This is a genomic window from Brevibacillus sp. NRS-1366, from assembly GCF_050467985.1.
Genome location: NZ_JBITPN010000005.1, coordinates 58,013 through 79,981 on the forward strand (window position 1 = coordinate 58,013; position 21,969 = coordinate 79,981).

The 21,969-nt window shown below is 46.8% G+C and carries 22 protein-coding genes; 3 read left to right on the top strand and 19 right to left on the bottom strand.

Annotated elements, in window-relative coordinates; translation table 11 throughout:
* Positions 1–96: 96 nt before the first annotated feature.
* The 9 genes from phnW to ACIFQN_RS03380 form a co-directional block, all read right to left on the bottom strand.
* Positions 97–1,209 (bottom strand): 2-aminoethylphosphonate--pyruvate transaminase, encoded by a 1,113-nt coding sequence (gene phnW / locus ACIFQN_RS03340; RefSeq protein ID WP_429831605.1) that lies wholly within the window; start codon positions 1,207–1,209, stop codon positions 97–99.
* A 43-nt stretch (positions 1,210–1,252) separates the two neighbouring features.
* Positions 1,253–2,047 (bottom strand): phosphonoacetaldehyde hydrolase, encoded by a 795-nt coding sequence (phnX, locus tag ACIFQN_RS03345; protein WP_429831606.1) that lies wholly within the window; start codon positions 2,045–2,047, stop codon positions 1,253–1,255.
* Positions 2,048–2,049: 2 nt separating this feature from the next.
* Complete coding sequence (locus tag ACIFQN_RS03350) at positions 2,050–3,762, bottom strand: putative 2-aminoethylphosphonate ABC transporter permease subunit (RefSeq protein ID WP_429831607.1); 1,713 nt, start codon at positions 3,760–3,762, stop codon at positions 2,050–2,052.
* Between the two features lie 5 nt (positions 3,763–3,767).
* Positions 3,768–4,823 (bottom strand): ABC transporter ATP-binding protein, encoded by a 1,056-nt coding sequence (locus tag ACIFQN_RS03355; RefSeq protein ID WP_429831608.1) that lies wholly within the window; start codon positions 4,821–4,823, stop codon positions 3,768–3,770.
* A 17-nt stretch (positions 4,824–4,840) separates the two neighbouring features.
* Positions 4,841–5,929, bottom strand: a complete 1,089-nt coding sequence (locus ACIFQN_RS03360) for a putative 2-aminoethylphosphonate ABC transporter substrate-binding protein (protein ID WP_429831609.1) — start codon at positions 5,927–5,929, stop codon at positions 4,841–4,843.
* A 340-nt stretch (positions 5,930–6,269) separates the two neighbouring features.
* Complete coding sequence (locus tag ACIFQN_RS03365) at positions 6,270–7,580, bottom strand: ArsR family transcriptional regulator (RefSeq protein WP_429831610.1); 1,311 nt, start codon at positions 7,578–7,580, stop codon at positions 6,270–6,272.
* 63 nt (positions 7,581–7,643) lie between these two features.
* Positions 7,644–8,378, bottom strand: a complete 735-nt coding sequence (locus ACIFQN_RS03370) for a type 1 glutamine amidotransferase (protein WP_429831611.1) — start codon at positions 8,376–8,378, stop codon at positions 7,644–7,646.
* Between the two features lie 25 nt (positions 8,379–8,403).
* Positions 8,404–9,801, bottom strand: coding sequence for a YfcC family protein (locus tag ACIFQN_RS03375; RefSeq protein WP_429831612.1), 1,398 nt, complete (start codon positions 9,799–9,801; stop codon positions 8,404–8,406).
* Positions 9,785–10,981, bottom strand: a complete 1,197-nt coding sequence (locus ACIFQN_RS03380; protein WP_429831707.1) for a M20 metallopeptidase family protein — start codon at positions 10,979–10,981, stop codon at positions 9,785–9,787. The genes ACIFQN_RS03375 and ACIFQN_RS03380 overlap by 17 nt, the downstream gene beginning before the upstream one ends.
* 460 nt (positions 10,982–11,441) lie before the next feature.
* Here ACIFQN_RS03380 and ACIFQN_RS03385 point away from each other — a divergent pair, with 460 nt between their 5' ends.
* Entirely contained in the window at positions 11,442–11,849 is a 408-nt protein-coding gene (locus ACIFQN_RS03385; protein ID WP_429831708.1) for an NUDIX hydrolase, read from the top strand.
* Between the two features lie 371 nt (positions 11,850–12,220).
* Here the strand turns inward: ACIFQN_RS03385 and ACIFQN_RS03390 are convergent, their stop codons facing one another.
* The 8 genes from ACIFQN_RS03390 to ACIFQN_RS03425 all read right to left on the bottom strand — a co-directional run bounded on the left by ACIFQN_RS03390 (position 12,221) and on the right by ACIFQN_RS03425 (position 16,941).
* Positions 12,221–12,544 (bottom strand): antibiotic biosynthesis monooxygenase family protein, encoded by a 324-nt coding sequence (locus tag ACIFQN_RS03390; RefSeq protein WP_429831709.1) that lies wholly within the window; start codon positions 12,542–12,544, stop codon positions 12,221–12,223.
* Complete coding sequence (locus tag ACIFQN_RS03395; protein ID WP_429831613.1) at positions 12,544–13,251, bottom strand: aspartate/glutamate racemase family protein; 708 nt, start codon at positions 13,249–13,251, stop codon at positions 12,544–12,546. The genes ACIFQN_RS03390 and ACIFQN_RS03395 overlap by 1 nt, the downstream gene beginning before the upstream one ends.
* Positions 13,248–13,601, bottom strand: a complete 354-nt coding sequence (locus ACIFQN_RS03400) for a copper amine oxidase N-terminal domain-containing protein (RefSeq protein WP_429831614.1) — start codon at positions 13,599–13,601, stop codon at positions 13,248–13,250. Before ACIFQN_RS03400 ends, ACIFQN_RS03395 begins: the two co-directional genes overlap by 4 nt.
* A 22-nt stretch (positions 13,602–13,623) precedes the next feature.
* Positions 13,624–13,992 (bottom strand): STAS domain-containing protein, encoded by a 369-nt coding sequence (locus tag ACIFQN_RS03405; protein ID WP_429831615.1) that lies wholly within the window; start codon positions 13,990–13,992, stop codon positions 13,624–13,626.
* A 243-nt stretch (positions 13,993–14,235) separates the two neighbouring features.
* A complete protein-coding gene (locus ACIFQN_RS03410; protein ID WP_429831616.1) occupies positions 14,236–14,847 on the bottom strand; it encodes an ATP-binding protein in 612 nt (203 codons plus the stop codon).
* On the bottom strand, positions 14,844–15,173 hold the full coding sequence (locus ACIFQN_RS03415; protein WP_429831617.1) for a histidine kinase dimerization/phospho-acceptor domain-containing protein: 330 nt from the start codon (positions 15,171–15,173) through the stop codon (positions 14,844–14,846). The genes ACIFQN_RS03410 and ACIFQN_RS03415 overlap by 4 nt, the downstream gene beginning before the upstream one ends.
* Positions 15,174–15,397: 224 nt before the next feature.
* A complete protein-coding gene (locus ACIFQN_RS03420; protein ID WP_429831618.1) occupies positions 15,398–16,189 on the bottom strand; it encodes a hypothetical protein in 792 nt (263 codons plus the stop codon).
* Positions 16,190–16,275: 86 nt separating this feature from the next.
* Positions 16,276–16,941, bottom strand: coding sequence for an MBL fold metallo-hydrolase (locus ACIFQN_RS03425; RefSeq protein ID WP_429831710.1), 666 nt, complete (start codon positions 16,939–16,941; stop codon positions 16,276–16,278).
* 211 nt (positions 16,942–17,152) lie between these two features.
* Between ACIFQN_RS03425 and ACIFQN_RS03430 the strand changes: the two genes are divergently transcribed.
* Both ACIFQN_RS03430 and ACIFQN_RS03435 read left to right on the top strand, forming a co-directional pair.
* Positions 17,153–18,067 carry a TIGR01777 family oxidoreductase gene (locus tag ACIFQN_RS03430; RefSeq protein WP_429831619.1) on the top strand — a complete coding sequence of 305 codons (915 nt, stop codon included), beginning with the start codon at positions 17,153–17,155 and terminating at the stop codon, positions 18,065–18,067.
* 117 nt (positions 18,068–18,184) lie between these two features.
* Positions 18,185–18,871, top strand: coding sequence for a Crp/Fnr family transcriptional regulator (locus tag ACIFQN_RS03435; protein WP_429831620.1), 687 nt, complete (start codon positions 18,185–18,187; stop codon positions 18,869–18,871).
* Positions 18,872–19,196: 325 nt separating this feature from the next.
* Here ACIFQN_RS03435 and ACIFQN_RS03440 read toward each other — a convergent pair whose 3' ends face one another.
* Positions 19,197–20,750 (bottom strand): xanthine permease, encoded by a 1,554-nt coding sequence (locus ACIFQN_RS03440; protein ID WP_429831621.1) that lies wholly within the window; start codon positions 20,748–20,750, stop codon positions 19,197–19,199.
* A gap of 262 nt (positions 20,751–21,012) precedes the next feature.
* Positions 21,013–21,963, bottom strand: a complete 951-nt coding sequence (gene arcC, locus ACIFQN_RS03445; RefSeq protein ID WP_429831622.1) for a carbamate kinase — start codon at positions 21,961–21,963, stop codon at positions 21,013–21,015.
* Positions 21,964–21,969: the final 6 nt, after the last annotated feature.

Genomic DNA, 21,969 nt, shown 5'->3' on the forward strand with positions numbered 1-21,969 from the left:
CCAAAAAACAGATCTGACGCGGGAGTATCCATAAATTTCTGTTTCTTTCTCTTCCTTAAATTGTAGAGGTATTGGGGCGTACAATCAAGGAGCGATCTACCAGAAGCGATTCTCTTCTATTGCTGCGAGCAGGCGCTCCATATCTTCCGCGTACACTTCGCCAATGTTTCCAATCCGAAACGTATCCGCTTGCGAGATTTTCCCCGGGTAAATGACGAAGCCTGCCTGCTTCAAGCGTTCATATAACAGCTGAAACGAAAACGCTTCGCTCTCTGGGTAATAAAAGGATGTGATGAATGGCGATTGCGACTCTTTTGACAGCAGGAGACGAAACCCTAGACGCTCCATTCCTTTGGACAAGATTTTCTGATTGCGGGCATAGCGCTCGTACCGCTTGGCTACGCCGCCTTCTGCGAGCAGCTCCTGCAGGGCTTGATCAAATGCGCGTACAACGTGGGTAGGAGAGGTATACCGCCACTTTCCATTCTGCTCCTCCATCGTTTGCCATTGATCATACAAATCGAGTGAAAGCGTGCGTGCCATCCCTTTGCAGTTCGCCAGTGCATCTACTCTGGCAACGACAAAGCCAAAGCCAGGCACGCCCTGGATGCATTTATTGGCACTCGAGATCAGATAGTCAATCGAGAGCTTGGCCACGTCCATCGGAATCCCGCCAAAGCTACTCATTGCATCCACAATAAACGTTTTTCCGTAACGCTTGGCTGTTTCGCCGATTTCGTGAATGGGATTGAGCATCCCCGTCGTCGTTTCCGAATGAACGACCGCCACATGCGTGATCGCAGGGTCGTCTTCCAGCATGCGTGCCAACGGTTCTGCTGATGCGCGCTTCACTTCTCCGAAATCAATCACTGCTGTTGCGATTTTGTGCACCTGAGCCATTTTCACGATTCGGTCACCGTATGCACCATTGGTCAGCACCAGCAGTTTGCCATCAGCGGGAATGACACTGCTGATGACTGCTTCTACACAAAAGGTTCCGCTTCCCTGGACAAGCACAGTCGTGTAATCCTCGACTTGATCGGTCGCCAGCGCCACGAGCTTCTCCCGAATGGATTGCACCAGATTATTGTAATCCCGATCCCAGGTACACCAGTCTCGCATCATTGCTTCGCGAACGGTACGCGACGTGGAAAGAGGGCCTGGCGTAAGCAGCAAATACGGGTTGTCAGTTGTTACTTGTTGATTCAAAATGTCTCATCCCTTCTGACGATATGCGTAAATCGAGAAAATGTTATGGCCGCTCTCCTGCTGATTGGCGCATATTGATTTTGGCCAGTACTTCGTCTAGTCGTCCGATCTCTTCAATCACATAATGAGCACCTGCCACCAGCAATCGCTCGGATGCTTTTGCTAATCGCGCGTCCAGCTCATCTGCCGCCATGCTCGCTACCTCGTCTTGGGACAAGCCCAGCTCGCTTCCGCCCTTGAGGACGCCTACGGTCCACATCCCGGCGTTTCGCCCTTCCTGCATGTCGCTCGTTGTGTCGCCCACCTTTACTATCTCGCTCATCGGATATACACCCAAGAGCATCGCATTACGGTAGCACATCCATGGATATGGCCGACCTGCCGGCATTTCGCTTGGCGTAACCAATACATCAGGAGCGTAGCCTTGCTGTTTGGCAGAGGCTGTCACGATTTCCATCATCTCGCGGGTGTAACCGGTAGTGGAGCCGATCTTGATCCCCTGCCCACGCAACCGTTCTGCCAGCTGGATAGCACCAGGTACAGGTGTGGCGTACTGATGCAAGGTCTCCATCAGCATCGGCTCAAAGTCAGCGTACAGCGCATCCACATCCGCTTCATCCGGAATCCGTCCGTATTTTTCCTGCCACTGTGCTGCCACACGTTCCATGCGGCATAAGGCCTGAATATGATCACGCTTGAGCATGCCCATCGGTTCCCGCGCTTCCTCTGCAGTCAGCTCGATCCCTCTGTTTTTAAATACTTGTAAAAAAACGGCTAATGGAGCGAAACAACCGTAATCCACCATTGTTCCTGCCCAATCAAATACAACTGCTTTCATGACTATGCCACCTGACCTTTCTCTTGGTTGGACGACCATGCAGTGCGTTTTTTGATGCGAGCTGCAAACCATTCTGCGCAAGCACGTGCGATGATGTTCAGGACGACGATCAGTACCGACATTGCTGCTGCTGGCGCTACGTCACCAGCGTCATCCATATTGACAATCGAGACAGATGCCAGCTTGAAGTCGGCTGCGTAAAGAAAGACTACGGCTGAGATCGTGACCATGGAGTTGATAAAAAAGTAGACTGCCATTTCGATAATCGCGGGCATACACACCGGAATTGTTACTCGCCAAAAAACCTTTGCCTGCGAGATGCCCATCGACTCTCCCGCCTGTTCGAACTCGGGATCCAGCTTTTTCAATGCGCTCGTTGCCGTGATGAACCCAACAGCGAAAAAGTGAATCACATTGGCGAGAATCAGAATCCAGATCGACCCGTACAAACCATGCAGCGGATTGGCCGGATTGTTGAAAAAGAAAATGTAAGCAAGTCCAATGACCAGCCCAGGCAAGGCCAGTGGAAGGATCGAGAGAAAATAGCCTGCTTGCCGAAGTCCCTTCCAGACGTTGGACTTTTCGATCGTATAGGCGGTAATAAATGTGACCACCGTTCCCACGACTGCTGTCAGAAGGGCGACAACGATACTGTTCCACAAGGGAGCCATGCCTTCTCCGGCCACATTGGAAAAATCGTAGTGATCCAGGCCCAGGGTGAGATTATACGGCCACACCTTGATAAAGGAAGCAAGCACGACCGCACCCATGAGCAAGAGAATGAATCCGCTCACACACAGGCAAACGAGGGAAAACAGCATGTCGCGAAAACGATTTTCTTTCATTCGGTATGGCTTGGATTTGGCGGTAACGGCAGCATGCTGTTTGCGCTCGACGATTCGGTCCACGACAAAGGCAGCGAGCGCTGGAATAATCAATAGCAGCCCAACTGTTGCTCCCATTGTCATGTTTTGCTGTCCGATTACCTGCTTGTATACATCCGTTGCGAGAACAGAAAACTGTCCGCCTACTACTTTGGGTGCCCCAAAATCGGTGAACGACAGTGTAAAGCAGACAAAGCAAGCGCTGACGATTCCGTATTTGACCCCAGGAATTGTGACGGTAATAAACTTGCGCCAGTTGCCTGCTCCGAGCGTGTCCGCCGCTTCATACAATTGATAGTCAGCAAAAGCGAGTGACACGGCGAGAATCAGATAAGCCTGCGGGAAAACATAGACGATCTCTGCCAAAATGATTCCGACCGGACCATACAGATCAATATCCCACTGAAACGGGAGCAATCCGAAGATGCCAGTAGTCACCAGCCCCTGATTACCAAACAGGTAGGTCAGGGCGATGCCATGCATCATGGTAGGCGCGAAAAGCGGCAACAAGGCGATCGATCGGAAAACACCTTTCCCCCGGATGCCACTGCGCGTCAGTGCATAAGCAAAGAGAAAAGCGAGCGTCACAGCAATGAGCGTCGTCATTGCCGATATATACAGCGTGTTAGTTAGGGACTGCGACAATGCTGGCGTGGAAAAGTACGTGACGAAGTTGTTCAGCCCGACAAACTTTCCGGTCTTGTCGTAAAAGGCCTGCGAAAATAACTGTGTGAGTGGCAGCAGTACGCTTACTGAAAGGGCGACAACCACAAGAGTAATCAGCCATTTTTGCATTGACTTGCCCGTTTGTCGTGATCCGGTTGCATACATGCTGCTCACCCCCGTTCCTTGGCAGCTGCCGCAGTCTGTTCAAAGGCAAGCAAGTTTTCCAGAGGAAACTCCAGCCACACCTTTTTGCCTCGCGACAGTCCGAGCCTGCGTGCATGTGCCGCGAGCAAATCTAGCGTGAGAAGCTCCCCATTGTCCTGTCCGTTCTCATCCTGCCACTGTAAAAAAATCCGGTAAAAAGCCCCGCGAAACTCTAGCTCGGAAATGATGGCAGGAATGCCACACTCCGACTCATGCTCCAAAATCTGGACGTGCTCTGGTCGAATCGCAAGCAAATCCTTTTTGTCAGCAAAATGATGGTCAAGGCGACTGTTTTCAAAGAAATTGATTGCCCCGATAAAATCAGCCACAAATGGATTCGCTGGAGCGTTGTACACTTCTTCTGGCGTACCTACCTGTACGACCTCGCCATGATTCATCACGACAATCTTATCCGCCATGGTGAGTGCTTCATCCTGATCATGGGTAACCATAACCGTAGTCATTCCATATTGCTCATGCAAACGGCGAATCTCCCGTCTCAGCTTTTGTCTCACTTTTGCGTCCAATGCGGACAAAGGTTCATCAAGCAGCAATACTTCAGGCGAGAGGGCGATCGCCCTTGCCAATGCGATACGCTGCTGTTGTCCGCCGGAGAGCTGGGCGGGATATTTGGCGGCGGCATGAGAAAGATCAACCATGTCCAACGCCTCTTCTACCTTGGCTGCAATCTCTTTTTTCGACAGCTTTTTTTCTTGCAGACCAAACGTAATGTTTTCAGCGGCTGTCAAATTGGGAAACAACGCATACGACTGGAACATCATCGCGATGTTTCTTTTTGCCGGAGGCAGGGAAGTAATTTCCCTGCCATTTACGATCATCCGGCCTGTTGTAGGCTGCTCCAATCCTGCCAGCATTCTCAGTAATGTCGTTTTTCCGCAGCCACTCGGACCGAGCAGACAGACGAATTCATTTTTGGCGATTTCGATGGAGACGTGCTCCAAAGCGGCAAACAACCCGAAGCGTTTACTGACCCCTTGAATGGATAGATAGGATTGTGTCATGCTGTTCTCCTCAATGCTTATTTAGGTTCGCTCTTGGTTGCGTATCGTTTTTCCCACTCTGCCAAGAGGTTCTCACGATTCTCTGCTGCTTTTTTCAAATCCAATTTGATCAATTGCTTGATCGGGTCTACCGCGTAGCCTTCTGGAAGAGTCGCCCCTTCTTGCTTCACACTGACGATGGCAAAGTTCTGGTTGTATGCTTTCATCACTTCATCCGAGATAGCCCAATCCAGGAACAGCTTGGCTTCCGGTTTGATCTCGGCCTTTTTGATCAGGGCATTCGCTTCTACGTCCCAGCCTGAACCTTCGGACGGGAAGACGACTTCGACTGGTGCACCCTTTTTCTTCTCTGTAATCGAGCGGTAGCCAAAGGAAATTCCGATCGGATATTCTCCTGATGCCGCCATTTTGGCTGGCTTGGAACCAGAGTGGGTGTACAGTGCCATATTTTCATGCAGCTTGTCGAGGTAAGCCCAGCCTTCCCCTTCCCCTTTCAGTTGCATGATTCCGTTGATCGTCAACAGTCCGGTTCCCGAGGACGCCGGATTTGGCATCACGATCAATCCTTTGTACTCTGGTTTGATCAAGTCTTCATACGTACGCGGGATTGGCAATTTTCTTTTTTCCAATTCCGTGGTATTCACGGCAATAGCGGTCTCCCATGCGTCGATGCCTACCCAGCTGGCTGGCTCTTTCGAATCTTTGAACTCTGGTGAGACGCGCTCGATTCCTTTCGGCGAGTAGCCTTCGAGCATTCCTTGCTGATCGAGGACCAGTAGGCTTGTTGCAGCTGTTCCCCAGACCACATCCGCTTGTGGATTATCCTTTTCTGCCAACAGCTTCGCCGTGATAATTCCGGTGGAGTCCCGAACGATGTTTACTTTGACATCCGGGTACTTGCTTTTGAATGATTCCAGATACGTTTTGATCTGATCATCCTCAAGTGCAGTGTATACGGTGATCGCTCCTGATGGTGTTGCCGCTGTGCTTGAACCGCCGGCTGCATTTGCTTGTGTGTTTCCTTGGGACTGTGGTGCTTGTCCACATCCTGCCAGGACTGCCAGAGACAAAAAGGACGCTAGTATTGGATAATGCCACTTCTTCATGAGAACCTCTCCCCTGTTTGAAATGTTCAGTTCTTCTTATCTAGGTCTCATCTTACGGGCGAAATATTAAGTGAGTGTGAATCCAGCGTTAAAGAATTGTTTTTGTGTGTTTTTAATTGTTTTTTATTGCGAAACAAACAAGAAAAACGCAAGAAGTGCACCCGCGTCCTTTGGGTAAGTGGTCGGTGAGGCTGTGGTGGAGGAGAGGAAAATCTGGATCAGTTTCTTGCATCGTCTGTGAAACAAGAAGCTACCGCAACTATCAAAGCTTGCTCCATGCTATGCAAGAACAAAAAAAGCCCCGATCCATAAGATGGTTTCGGGACCTTTGCAAGTTCTCTCAAGGTCTTTCTTTGCCTGCTGCTATATCAATTTTATATTTCTTTCGCGGTCTTCCTCGGTCAGTCATCTTATCATAGCTTACACAAGTAGCGTAATGCGCTTCTTCTAGAGCAGAAAGGATACGTCTTGCGCTCCTTGGGATAATCTGCATGTACTCGGCAAGCTCGTATGCATTTACTTCTCTTACCCCGTAGGTTCGCATCGCTTCTTCCAAACGGTGCAACGTGATTTCACTTAAACCCGTATCTTTTGCGATTTGCTCAAGATGAGGAGCAGATGAGCGAAGAACGACCTGCTCCTTTTCCCCGATCGGACCGATGACTCCACCATCTTCTGTCATGGCAAACCAGGAACCAGTTTTGAAGTGTTTGGCGTGTGCCAATGCTTTTCCTGCCAAAACTTCTGCATTATAAGCTGTCAAACCAACCCCTATGCCAATCGTCGCCTTCTCCTGAACTAAGAAATCAACGGAAGGAAGGTCAGGGATACGCTGAAAGTCTGTGGTCTTGTCCGTAAGCATCCCACGCGTTGTAAATATGGCAAATCGACCATTTCCCATGGATTTTAAAGATCCCTGTAGCTGCATCGCATAGTCCAGCAATTTTTGAAACAGCTTTAGCTCCGCATTATGCATCTCGTACGGGGAAAAATAGTCTTTTTGGATCTCTTTCTCCAAATTGAGCTCAATGAATTGAACAGCGGTTTGCATCTCTCGAAAACGAAGCATTTCATACGTACGCAATGCTGTATAGAGGGTGCTCCGAACAGAGGATTTCGTGGGAATGACGCGAAAAACAGGAATTCCCCGCTTTTCCAATTCTCTCTTTACTCCCCATATGCACGTCACTGCCGCTACAGTTTTCCCTTGCGCCCATAGCTTTTCGTGATAGTCAACAATGGAGTCTACCCTTTGAGTTTCTTCACACAATAATATATTTTCCGGTGTTACGCCAATTTCTTCAAAAACTTGCTTCAATTCTTGCAAGTCAATAATATCAAAGCTTAATTGGTCAACCGTCCAACTTTTCTCGTTTAAAATGATATACAGCGTGCGATAGAGACTGGAACCGGTATAAGAGACATAAAAACTAGGAGTAGTGATGGAAGCCTCGTCTTTCACCTTATAAATCATTTTCCCGGAGAAGAGCCACATATCTACACGATGATCATTGCTTATCAACTGCTCCAGAAGTTCATCCTCGGTGGTGTGCAAAAACGGGATGCATTCAAACTCTTCAAATTCTTTTGCTACTGATTCCAATACAGCCAAAGTGTCTTTCACGCCACTTAATCCCAAACGGATCTTCATGCTTTTTCCCTCGAATCTACAGGCTAACTTTTCGCTATTATAGCATAGATAAAAAGGGATTTCTCAATCCGTACCAAAGGGGAAGCATGCCGCTTGCTCTAGATTGAAGTGGATTTCAACATTATTCAAAAGCGTGTAAAGAAACGCTTTACTGGCTGCAAATCTTTCGGGAGAAGACATCATTTCCGGCACCGGTTTTACAAACGGTCCTGGCTCAATCTTTGGTCCCAGCTTCGTTTCAATCCCCTGAACGATCTCTTCGTTGAATTCTGGATGGAATTGCAGTCCAACTACCCGATCACCGATGGCAAACGCTTGATTCTTGCACGCCACACTTTTTCCCAACTGTACACCACTCTCGGGGATGTCAAAGGTATCGTAGTGAAATTCAAAAAAGGTATAATTGTCTTGAATACCGTGTAAAAACGGATGCTCTTGGGCGATCTTAGCAAACTGCACGGGCCACCAGCCAATTTCACTATGAACATGCTTTTTTACGTTGGCTCCCATGGATGACGCAATTAACTGCGCTCCCAGGCAAATCCCTAGAACCCTTTTCTTGTTATCAATGACATTGCGAATCCATTGCTTTTCGCCAATGAGCCAAGGATTCTCCTCTTCCTCGTAAACGCCCATGACTCCACCCAGGATCACGAGCAAATCAAATTCATCGATCTCAGGAAACTCCTCGTTTTTGTGCACGTTCGTCATGGTCCATGTATGCCCTTTTTCACGCATCCACTCGCTGACTACACCCGGTCCGCCCCAGTCCATATGCTGCAAGATGTGTACTCTCATGTCGAATTACCTCCATTAAATGATGTTAAAAGGGACCCCATTTCATCCATTGTGCAATGATCAGAAACACAGCAGCCATCGAATACCAGATCAGTAACAAAGGAACCACGAAGCGAACCCATTTTTCCCATGAGATTTTGGCCAAGGCAATCGTGGCAATAAAATAGCCGGAGGTCGGGTAAAAAATATTGGAAAATCCATCCCCCAATTGAAAAGCGAGGACGGCTGTCTGTCGAGTCACACCTGCTAAATCGGACAGCCCCGTCATGATCGGCATCGTAATCATCGCTTGACCACTTCCTGAAGGAATCAGGAAGTTAAGCACAGCTTGTACAATCAGCATAGCGACGGCCGTGAACGAGCTAGGTAATCCGCTGATCAGCTCGCTGATGCTATAGACGATGGTGTCCAAAATATTTCCTTCATTGAGAACAACAGCAACTCCACGCGCGATACCAATGATCAAAACACCAACCAAAATATCTTTGAAGCCCTGGGAAAACGCCTCACAAATCTCAACAGGCTTCAGACCAGCGATCAGGCCGACAACACAGCCCATCATCATATACAAACCGGCAAGCTCCAGGAAGTACCAGCCTTTTTCGATCATCCCGTAAAACATAATGATAAATCCGATTAACATCGCAATCACGGCGACAACTTGTCGAGGAGTTGCTTTCGACACAACAGTAACGGAGGATTGAAAGTCTACATCCACTTCTCTTTCGTCGTACAGGATCCCTGTTTCCGGATTGTTCCGGACTCTTTTTGCATAGCGCATGACATACCAGATGCCCACCGCTAAGAAAAAGACAAAAATAATAGCACGATAGCCAATCCCGGAATAAAGGGGCAGATCCGATAATTTTTGAGCAAGACCCGTAGTTGCCGGCGCAGAAAGCGCAACGGCAAACCCGGCGACTGTGGAACACAAAGCAACAGCAGCAGCCGTAATTCGGTCAAAACCTAATTTCAAAATTAACGGCAGAATGATGGGCAAGTAAATCAGTGTTAACTCAATTGCTCCCGAGAAGGTTGTAAATACGGCAAACACCGTCATCAAAACGGGGATGATCCAAATACCCCTTTTCGCAAATGCTAGGGAGAGCTTATGGACCCCCAGATCGATAATGCCTGTACGGGAAAAGACACTAAACATACCCCCAAGCATTAATCCCCCAAAAATAATCGTGGCTGACTGCACCAACCCACTCGGAATCGCTAGCATAAATTCCATGAACGTCACAGGTGATTGTTCTGTAAAAGTAAAGCTGCCCGGCTTGATGATCTGCGCACCTGTGGGCCCTTCTACTCTTTCAAATTGTCCAGCCGGAACGATATAGCTCAATAAGGTAAAAAAAGCGACCATACTGAGCAAAATGATATAAATATGGGGCAGTTGCCATTTACGTGTTGTTTTCATAGGTCCCCTCCGCCGTTATTTTCTGTGCTATGCCTACAAACAGCTCTACGCCTTGTCCCAAAGATTCTTCGTCGATGGTAAATTGGGGATGGTGCAGGGGATAAATGGCACCAAGCTCCTCATTTCTGGTCCCAAGATACAGAAAAGCCCCGGGAACCTTTTGCAAATACGCAGCAAAGTCCTCACTGATCATCTGCGGCTCTTCTACGAGAACGTTATCCGTTGAAAACAATTCGCTGGCCCTTTCCGCGATCAAACGCGAGACTCGCTCGTCATTAATCAGCGGATACCCCCCTTTGAAATACTCCAATTCATATCCCGCTCCATAGAGTTGAGTCACATGCGAAACGGTATTCTCGATTTGGGATTGAATACGCTTTCTAATGTTCTCATCAAAAGTTCGCACACAGCCTCTAATCAGAACTTCATCCGGGATAACGTTGAAGGAGGAGCCTGCAGTAAATTGCGTCACGGAGACGACAGCACTTTCCAGCGGATCGATTTGGCGGGAAGCGATATGCTGCAAAGATTGTACGATTTGCGTACCGATAAGTATGCTGTCAACGGTTTGATGAGGCAGTGCAGCGTGACCGCCTTTCCCGCGCACCTGAATCTCAAAGCCATCAGAAGCTGCCATCATACGTCCGTGTACGACGCCGATCTTCCCTGCTTGCATCGTTGGCCACAGATGTGCGCCAACAATCAAATCGACACCCTCTAGAACCCCCGCTTGAATCATTTCGTCCGCCCCTGTAATCCGCTCCTCTGCATGCTGGAACAGGAAGCGGATTTCCCCAGTCAGCTCTTCCCGAATCTGAGTCAACACCCATGCTGTACCTAAAAGGATCGATGTATGACCGTCATGACCACATGCGTGCATCACACCCGGAACACTCGAACGATACGGCAGATCGGTCTTTTCTTCGATCGGCAGAGCATCCATATCCGCTCGAATCGCCAGTACTTTTCCAGGCTTACCGGTAACAAGACGGGCCATTACACTCGTTTTCGTTGGACGGGTAACGATCAAATCCTCGAATGACTCCAAGTTCTCGACTACGAATTGAGCCGTATTGACCTCTTGATTGGACAGCTCGGGATTTTGATGCAACCAGCGTCTCCATTTTCGTACTTTTTCTTTCGCATCTTGCAGCAGCGACTGCATTTCAGCAGTAGACATCATACCAGCGCCTTTCTAAAGACCTTTTTAAGACCGAAAAAAACATTAATAAAAACCGATAAAATAATGATTATATTAATTTCATATTAACGGTCATAAAAAACAATAAACGATATTGAGAGAATATTCAATATCAAAATATTTTTTACGCTTGAATTGATTCATACCGCTGTTCTCCTCCGTTTAAGGCTCCATTCCAAAGACCTTCGCTGCTTTCTCGGGTTTCCTCTCACCAGCCTTGGGATTACCACCTGTTAAAAGAAAATAAACCATTAGACTGAAAAATAAAGTATTAGACCAGGAAAATAAAGTTGTAGACTGAGAAAATATAGTATAAGACTGGGAACGGCATTAAGCTAACTGGCGGATTAACGTGGAGTACGTATTAACAAAGCAGGTAGGAAATTTAAAAGATTTACAGAAAAAGAAGAATAAATATGTACCTTGGAGGTTGGATACTTTGAATAAATGGCTTGGGGCGGCAGCCATATGTGTGAATTCAGATAGACAGCTACTCATGGTATTACAAGGTAAACCAGAAGAGGAAAAGCGATGGTCGGTGCCATCAGGGGGTAAAGAAAACGAAGAAACCTTAGAAGATTGTTGTATTAGGGAAGTCTTTGAAGAGACTGGTTATCAATGTAGGGTAGTTAATAAAATTAAAAACAAAAAAGGGGTAGTTGGTCACTTGGAATACGAGGTAACATACTTTGTGGTGGAGATTATTGATGGAGAACCAACAATCCAAGACCCCGATGGGCTTATCTATGATGTTGCTTGGAAAAGTGCTGAACAAATAAAAGACCTTAACTTCTCCTTCCCTGAAGATAAAGATTTCATTTTGAGTTATATTGCACAATGCGATTGAGCTAACGGGTTCGATAGTTCAATAATACAGCGACAGTCTAGGACTTTATTTTCTCGTCCAAAGCTGTCGCTGTTTCGATTTCTGGGGTCCAGTCTAATACTAATTTCCTGCAAGCTGAGGATTTTCCCTTTTTCAAAGCCTGTAATATCAAGCCTTCCAGTCTAAAACTTTATTTTCATCGGACACCACCTACCTAATACCCTCTAAGGAGACCTCAGGCAGAGCAGGCAAGCCTTTCTCTCTCTACTATTTGGTACAAAAAAAGATGCCGGAGCAATACCGACACCTTTGTTTTCCCTGTTATTCAATTCCTGCCGCTTCGGCCAAGCATTCGATCAGATGCAATAAGCGTACTTGCTGTGATACGTCACTTACAAGGTATAATCCCGTTCCACCTTGCAAATGCGCGTAATGTAATAGCCGTACCAGGCTGCTCTTCCTTTTTCTTGTGCTGCCCGGTGCTCCTCGTCCCGCTTCCACTCACGGATCGCTTCCAGAGAGGACCAGTATGAGACCGTGATGCCAAATCCAGACGAATCGCGCACACTTTCCACACCGAGAAAGCCAGGCTGGCCCGAAGCCAGCTCTACCATCCGATCAGCCATCTCAGCGTATCCGTAGTCTCCTTCTGTTCGCTGCGAAGAAAAAATAACTGCGTAATAGGGTGGCTTTGGGGTCTGGGCAAAGTTCTCCATCATTTTTGCACCTCCTTTTCCAGTGCAGCATCAACGGCTATACGCGCATGAATCGCCGTCGTATCAAAAACGGGAACCGGACAATCTTCGGCTGAAATCAACAGACCGATCTCTGTGCAGCCTAAAATGACAGCCTCTGCCCCCTGTTTGACCAGGCGATCAATAATCGCTATGTATTGCTGCTTCGACTCCTCGCGAATAACCCCGACACACAGCTCGTTATAAATGATTTCATGGACGATTTCTCGCTCCTCCTCCTCTGGCAGAAGTACCTCCAAACCGTGAATGTCCCGCAGTCGTCCAGTGTAAAAATCTTGCTCCATCGTAAACCGAGTAGCGAGTAGCGCGACCCGCTTGTGCCCATTTGCCAAGATCGCAGTCGCTGTCGCATCCGCAATATGGAGAAAAGGCAGGTTCGTCGCTTCCTCAATGGCATATGCCAGCTTGTGCATCGTGTTGGTACACAGAACGATCAAATCTGCCCCTGCCGCTTCGAGACTTCTTGCAGCCTCAGCCATGGCTTCTCCCGCTTCGTCCCATCTCGCTTCCCGCTGCATTTTTTCTATTTCGGCAAAGTCAACCGAGTACAAGACGCATTTGGCAGAATGCAACCCGCCCAGTTGCTCCCTTACTTCCTCGTTAAGCAGCCGGTAATAGACAAGGGAGGATTCCCAGCTCATTCCCCCGATTAATCCAATTGTTTTCATAGTTTGTCTTTTCCTCCTATATCTGCAATCGTAGCAATTCTGGTTTGTGCATCCCACTCGACGCTAGTTTCCAGCAGATCAGCGGCAAAGCGAATCGGGATCATCTGCTTGCCACCAATGACTCGAGTCTGTACAGTGATCGGGACATATTTTCCATCAACTGTTACCCTGCCTGTTTCCCACAGACGAATTTCTTTTCCTTCTTTCGTGATGGTCATCATCTTTTCCTGTTGATCCACCGTCACGTTCGCACCCAGTTTCGTAAAAATTTCGACAGCCGAGACATAGACACCTCCATTGATGAGAACAGGCTTTTGCGAAAAGGAAATCGGGTCGGAATGCCATTTCACCTAATAGTTAACATCCGTTTCTTCATTTTCGATTTAAAAATTCATCCAATGCTTGTTCCAAAGTAGCTTTGGCAATCACTCTTTCCTCAAACGACATTCCACTCCGAATAATCTGCTTTACGATCTCCGGGCGTAATCCTGTTACGACCGTTTTACATCCCATCATACTCATCCCATTGATTAAATTAGTGAGGTGCTTCAAAATGTGTAGTTCCATATGGAGTACCCCGGATAAATCAATAATTAAGGTATCGATCTTGGATGATCCAATATGAGAAAGAACCTTATCCTCCAACGTCTCCATTCGATACTCATCCATTTTACCGATCAACGGCAAGATGCATGTCGACGGAGTTACCGGGATAATCGGAACAAATAAATCTTCGACCAATTCTCGTTGGGACTGGATTAATCTATCTTTATACTCTGAATAACTCACAAAGAAATGATTAAGGAATTGATCTACGAGATTATTAATTTTTTTCTCTAGTGTGTAAAATACCTCTCTATTAATTTCTATCCCATTTAATCGATCAAAATTATATAAATAGTCCCACAGAACTCTGCGAACCGTTTGAATCCATTCTAATTTAAAGGCTAGAGTCAGTGAATATTTCGCCCAGGCGATCCCTTCCTATTTGGCAAAGGAGATCATTTCGTGCTCTCGTCCCTCGACCACATAGAGAACGAGTTTATAGGCGTTTGACAGGAGATCGATGTTACCCACTCTTAAAATCTCATCTATTTTCTCCTTCACGGTAACTGCTTCATGTAATAAACGATTCTCAAACTTTGGCTTGTTTTCTTTTAAAAATGCCGCAAAATCGTACCCTTCTAAATATTCCAAATCCAAATCATTCACTCCAATTATTTTATTCGGATTATCCATGTGTATTTTAACGACGAACTTAGTGCCTTGATTTTCTGAGCTCTCTACATTCACGATGGCATTGTGACTTTTAAAAACAGAAAAAACTTGAGTTAAGCCCATCCCAGTTCCTTCTATTTTCGTTGTATAGAAAGGTGTTCCAAGCATTAGCAGCTTATCTTTGGGTATCCCAATCCCTGTGTCTTCAATTGAAATGACCACATTCTCTTCCTCTATATAATGTTCAACAGTAATGGTTCCTTTATCTGGTATGGCTTCAAATGCATTCTTCAACAAATTAAAAAGGGCCTTTTTAATTTGATTTTTTTTCCCATAGACTATGGCGTTTACATCCCGAAATTTTCTCTGGATGCTCACCCGGTATAATTGATCTTGAAAAAGCGTAAATAGGCCTCTAATTCAGCAGCCGGTTTAATGAGTTGATAGGGTTCATCATCTAAATCCGGTTTTGAGACCTGCAGTAATCCTTCAATGGTTGACAGTGCATTATTCAATTCGGTTTGAGCAATGTTTAAATAGCCTTCATTATGTTCTTCCTTCAATAATTGCAAAAAACCCTTTACTGCTGTTAACGGATTCTTCACTTCATGAGCAATTCCTGCGGCAATTTGCCCTACTGCTGCCAGCTGATTCAGATGAAAATCACCTGCATCTTTAGGGTGCTTCGTTTCCTTAGATGCCACCTTCTCCCGCTCCTTTCACCCTGTTTTACTTGCACCCATACTTTTTCGATGCAATATATCTTTTCCCTTTTGCAGCCATCAAAACGCTACACGGCCCTATTTCATGATAGAAAGGACTTAACTCTTCGTTTGTTATCTGCGATCAATACATCTATTAGAGATATAATAAGTCTATTATATCTATATTCATTTCAAAAAAAGAACGGATCCTCACTCCGTCTTAATTACCTTGACTGCAAGTACGGAGGATCCTCACCATTTCCTCCCTTTGCCCCCATGCTTCCGCGGCTGACCTCATAGATCATCTGGTATAGACCGCTTTCTTCTCTCTTACTCCATCGTTCCGTGAACACTACGTTATATGTCTCCTTCTCGGCCGTTTCCTCTACCTTCGTTTCCCGCTCAACGTCATAACCTTCTATTTGCAATTTAACTACACCTTCTTCCTTTGGGAACCGGTCAATGGTAGTGCCGCTGCCGGAAGTAGCAAATTGTACAGCATCTTTTGCGGTAAACGGCGGCTTCGGCGGAGCTGTCGCATAGATCGCACCCGCGATGAGAACAAACAGGAGAACGGGGGCAATGAAGGAGATTACTCGGGTCTTCATCTTAAGGGTCAGGATGGCACGAACGATAATTCGATCGAAACTGAAGAAAAGGATCGCCGCTCCTCCACCCATGATGCCAAATAGTGAAGACTGAAGCACGATGCCAAAGCAAAGCCCAAAGGCGACATGAAGCAAACCGGATACCATCGCCTCAGCGGGGCCCTTCACTTTTAACTTCACAGAAGTTGCTTCGAGGAGCGATGAAACTAGAATTCCATAGAGAAAGACGGCGGGAACTGCGTATAACGCAATTAAGAATGCCCATGACATATAATTTTCTGCCGCGTTCCAGTTGGCTCCTCCTAACGCTATATTAGGAAAGGACACCCAAAGGACAATTGCCCAGGAAGTAAAATAAGCGACTGCCAGCTTTCGGACAAGCATTTGCCTTACGTTCGATTGCGTCATAAGATCCCCCATGGAGAGCTAGTAAACGACAGTCTTTCATATTATTATATGATCGTTTCTGAAGAAAGCTGCCCACTAGTTTACCTTTATAATCCTTGGCTAAGTCCTACTATCTGCTCCTTAACATTTACATTACTTAATCCCCCGTGATAACAAACCACAGATGCAATATCGAGGTCTACAACCTTTTTTAAAGAGAGACGAGCTGCATTCATATCCGGTGTGGTCGGGACATGAATTCCCCCGAGAATCCCGTTTACACTGTACATCGAATCCCCGGCAATGAGAGTCTTACTTTGCCTTAAATAAAGGCTGATATGACCGGGAGTATGCCCAGGAGTATGGATGACGCGAATCCCGCCGCAAAACGGCAGTTCCTGACCGTCAATCAAGGTATCGTCCACTCTGCCTTTCGGGGGATTCTCAAGGTGCCCGTCTTTTATAAGCGGTATCTCCCCTTGAATATACGGCTTATCCAGTTCGTGTGCATAAACTTTCACATGATTACCACACTCCTGCAAAATCTCAGGAAGACTGCCTATATGATCCACATCCTGATGCGTCAAAATTACAACTTTTAGTTTGTCGAACGACACTTCTACCTTTTCCATGGCCACGCGTAAATCTTCCATTTGCCCTGGGAATCCTGTGTCTATTAAAACGGCCATTTCTCGATCCCACAAAAGAATTGGGTGAATCATATTCCCATGAAAATCTAGCTGAAGCATTTCTACTCCCTTTGAAATTTCCATCATATCGGGCCTCCGTAAAACTAAATTTTTACGCAAAGTAATATTATTACGTAGGTTTAGTTGTTGTCAACATCTTCTTCCATCTCCAATCATCCACTCTACGTTCAAATTCTCGCCTTATTTTTCCCTGTATTATCCAGTACAATATACATGATAGCACCCAGATTAATCTACCACCGCGAAATATTTCAGGCTGAAAGTAGGAGATCCCATGAATCAAACGATTGTCCTAGCAGGAGGCTCTGGCTTTTTAGGAAAGGCATTGGCAACATTTTTGCAACAGAAAGGGTACACTGTTGTGATCCTCACGAGAGGATTGGCTCATATGAACGAGGGGATTCGTTACGTTCACTGGGATGGAGCTACCCTTGGAGATTGGGCAAAAGAAATAGAGGGCAGCAAAGCAATCGTCAACTTCACAGGAAAAAGCGTCAATTGCCTCTATACAAAGAAAAATAGGGAAGAAATTATTCGCTCCCGGCTTGATTCCGTTCAGGTGCTGACTGAAGCTATACGCAGTTGTGAACACCCGCCAGATGTCTGCATTCAAGCAGGTTCGCTTGCCATTTTTGGTGATACGCGGCAAGTATGTACAGAGGAAGCTCCCCACGGATCAGGCTTTTCTGTAGAGGTTTGTGAAAAATGGGAGGAAGCCTTTTTTGCGCGTGAGTTGCCCCAGACTCGAATGGTGCTGCTGCGGATCGGATTTGCATTAGGAAAAAACGGTGGCGCACTGGAGCCGCTCGTAAAGCTCGCTAGCTATCATTTAGGAGGGACAGTAGGCTCGGGAGATCAATATATTAGTTGGCTGCACATAGATGATTTGAACCACATGTTCTTGACTGCCATCCAAAACGAGCAGCTAAGCGGCATTTTCAACGCTACAGGACCACAGCCCGTCACGAACAAAGAATTCATGTACACATTGCGGAAGGTCATGAACAAAGGATGGGCACCAAAAACCCCGACCCCTTTGGTTTGGATTGGCGCCTACCTCATTATGAGAACCGATCCGAGCCTCGCCTTGTCGGGGAGGAACTGCATTCCGCAAAAATTTTTGGATAATGGGTTTACCTTTTTACACTCCAATCTGGAAACGGCGCTCCATGATCTGCTCCGTTCGTAGACTGACGCTGTCTCCTCACCCGTGGAATCGAGGGAATCAAGGTCTGTTCATCTACCAATTGGCTGTAGTACTCTAGTGGTACGAAAAGGTCAACATCGTTGTGGAGTGATACAGAAAATGATCTCTTTCTTTGACGACAAAACTTCACCGTGGATGGAAAATCTGCCCTATAGTTGGCAAGAGATCACTGCATTCGGGCAAACCATCCTATTTCACAAGCATGAAATCGTCTTCCATCAGGATCAGGCTGCAAGCTATGTTTTTATCGTGCTGAGCGGGCGCATCCGTCTCTTTTTGACGTCGCCCTCCGGCGATGAAAAGGCGATTGCGATTGTCGGACAAAACGGATTGCTGGGTGAGTGCGGCCTTTTTGACCATCCCACCTACAACAATGGGGCCATTACAGCAAGCAAAGCTCATTTGCTAAAAATCCCTGCCGAACGTTTCAAAAAAGTCTGTTCATCGAATCTTTCACTCGCTCACCAGGTGCTTCGCTTCCTCGACGGGAAGAATCGGATCCTCGCTTCCCATACGATGCAGCTCAGTTTCTACTCTGCGACTCAGCGTATTTGCTTTACTCTGCTTCAGCTAGGCAGCACCTACGGCAAGGTGGTTGACGGTAGACGCATGATTACCGTGCGTTTCACCCACCAGGAGCTGGCCAATGTCGTAGGTACGTCGCGAGTGACTGTTGCCAATACGATGAAGGAGCTGGAAAGACAAAATATTCTTTCCAAGGAAGGCGGCATATACTTCATTGAAAAAGAAAAGGAACTCTACGCGTCCGTTCTCGATGGCATATAAGCGATGATAGCTTACGATACAGGGTGAGAGATCGTAAAAAAATGGGTCAAGTTCACCGTATCTCTTGTCCAAGCATCCCCTTCTCTCTTGCATACTGTGATTGTAGCAAAGAAAAAGGAGGGATTCATCATGGCTAAGAGGAGGTACCGTGCTAGACAGCGTAATGGGAATGGAAACGGAAACGGTAGAATGTTTCGAATTACTCTGCAACCTGGTGATAGATTGATTGTAAGAGTCCGAAGCAACGAATAACACATTTCCTTGTACAAATAAAAGAGCCATTTCTCCTAGCGGATAATGGCTCTTTCCTCCTTTCCCCTTGTATTTATGATTTCGCATCAAGCTCATTCATTAGATTTTGGGGTGTACTGCGATCCATCATATGTTTGCCTACAAAAATAGCTGTAACCATCAAATACGCGTAAACAAACTGCATAGATGATTCCAGTGCGAAGCCTACCGTCGGTGAGTGGATAATACCGAAAATAGAGAGGATCGCTCCTGTAGCGCTGGCAATTGCAGCACGCAATGGCTTATCCGTGATGGCAAAAATCGCGATGCAGCCCCACACCATACTGCTGATCGGCGCACCGTTGCCTAAGTGAACGAGCCCGTTGTAGTATACACCTTTGTTTGCCATGACGGCTGCCCCTACCTTCGCTCCTGTCGTACCGGCAGCAGAAAGCACATTGTTGGTCAAGGTCAGCGCCCAGTTGGCGATCCATGGGAACATGCAGATAAAGATGACCGGGACTTCGAGTTTTGGCGTCTCGCGCACAACCTGGTTGGCTGTGACAATCCCGATGTAGACAAGAATCGGAACAATCGCTGCTACCGGAATGACAGCCAGCAAGAAGGCTCCAATTCCAAACAGGGAAATGATGAACATCGAAAAGCCTGTAGCAACCGTGTAGCCGATGCCTGCACCAAGAGACTTCCAGCCAGCATGTCCGACATACACCGTCACTGGGTACGGATTGCCGCAGAAGCAACCAATGATGGAGGAAATGCCGTTGGCGAGCATCACTTTCCGCGTGTTATATTCGTCACCAGCCGCATGGGCACTCTCGATATTCTCCAGGTCAAAAATATAATTGGCCAATCCGAGCGGTACAGCAGAAGCCAAGTACGGCAGAGCATGAGGAATTCCTTGAACCAGGCTGTCCACGTGCACAGTCGGCGGATTAAACCCGAATGATTGCATGGAAGCAGCGATAGCAGCGGGATCCTGCAGACCAAATATCCAAGCCAGGGCCGTTCCCGTCGCCAAGAGCAGAAAGCCTGTCGGGATTTTGGCAAAGATCGGCTTTTTTCCAAACCAGTTCAGAAAAATAATGATGAGAACAGCAAAGGCAACAACGGGTGTTTCAAATGATTGCAGCATCGGGTTCATTGCAAGTAATAGAAGACCAAGACCTGACAAGCAAGAAAGCAGGACAGTTCGAGGAATCATTCTTCTGATCGTATCGCCTAAGAACGAACCGACCACAAGGATCATCGCTTCAAAAAAGCACCAGACGAGGGCAATTTGAAAGGCGAATTCTGCATTTTTGGTAGACAGATAAACCGGTAAAATAACGAGAAAAGTAACCGTAAAGATCGACGGAGCACTAGGTCCTGACGGCAGCGCCGTTACATTTGTCTTACCTGTTGCTTTGGTAAGGTAATAACCGAAAATAAAATAGCAGGCACTCGCTAAAAAGATGGCTAAACCAAAAGCAGGGACAACCCTTCCGTAAACAATCTCCTCTGGAAAACCGACCACAAAAAGCAATAGGGCGATCATCGTCAATAAATTGGTTAAATTATTTGCCAGTAATCCAAAATACGCAGCCCAATCCCCTTTTTTCCACAGGAATCCTTTCAATGATTGCTCCATTTCAACTCACCTCTACGGTTTGAATGATGAATCTAGACTAAGAATATCGAATACATTGACAGCGCTTTCAAATAATAGGTGGAGCAAAGGGAAAATGCTAGACATCCCGGGTTTATGTAATCGTGCAAGGAGCAGCTAACGCATGAATGCTGTTGCTGTCGCTGCTCTTTGCACTGGAAGGTGGCACGCGTCCATATCAGCCATTATGTGATTGTTACAGACGGCAAATGAGTTCGCTGTCTGTATCACTTTCAAAGGACGATTATTTTACGATGTGTGTCCCTGCTTTGTTCATAATCGCATCTTTTAGACTTTCGGGATTGGTGATGATGACGCTTGTCCCATTTTTCTCCAAAAAGCTCAAGCTAGCCTCGATTTTTGGCAGCATGCTGCCTTTTGCGAAATGCTCTTCAGCCACATATTGCTTGGTTTCCTCAACCGTGATACGCTCCAGCGCCTTTTGATTCGGTTTGCCGAAGTTGATGCATACCTGCGGAACACCCGTCGTAATGATCAGCGTCTCTGCATCGATTTGCTCTGCCAACAGGCTGGTAGCAAAATCTTTGTCAATGACGGCATCGATGCCCTCGTACGTATTTTCACTCGTTTTTACAACCGGAATACCGCCACCGCCAACAGCGACCACCACATATCCCGCTTCAATCAACGATTTGATAGCGTCTTTTTCTACAATGTCGATCGGCTTTGGCGAAGAAACGACTCTTCTGTACCCGCGACCGGAATCTTCGATAAACACCCAGTCCGGATGCTCTTTATACATTTCTTCCGTCTGCTCCAGCGTGAAGAAGGAGCCGACCGGCTTCGTTGGATTTTGGAAGTTCGGATCCACGCTGCTAACTTCTACTTGTGTGATTACGCTAGCAACCTTTTTATTGATTCCTCTTTTGGCAAACTCGTTCGTTAAAGCTTGCTGGATTTGGTATCCGATTCCCCCCTGTGTATCTGCAACGCAATTCACCAGTGGGACTGTAGGCATCTCTGCCACTTCGCTTGCGATTTCGCATCTTTGAAGAGCAAATCCAACCTGTGGTCCGTTTCCATGAGTAACGACAACATTGTATCCCTCTTGAACCATATCTGCGATATTTACCGCAGTTTCACACACTGCTTCATATTGGTCTTGAATGGTGTTACGTCCATTATCCTTAACCAATGAATTGCCTCCGATTGCAACAATAACTAGTTTTTCCACTGATCT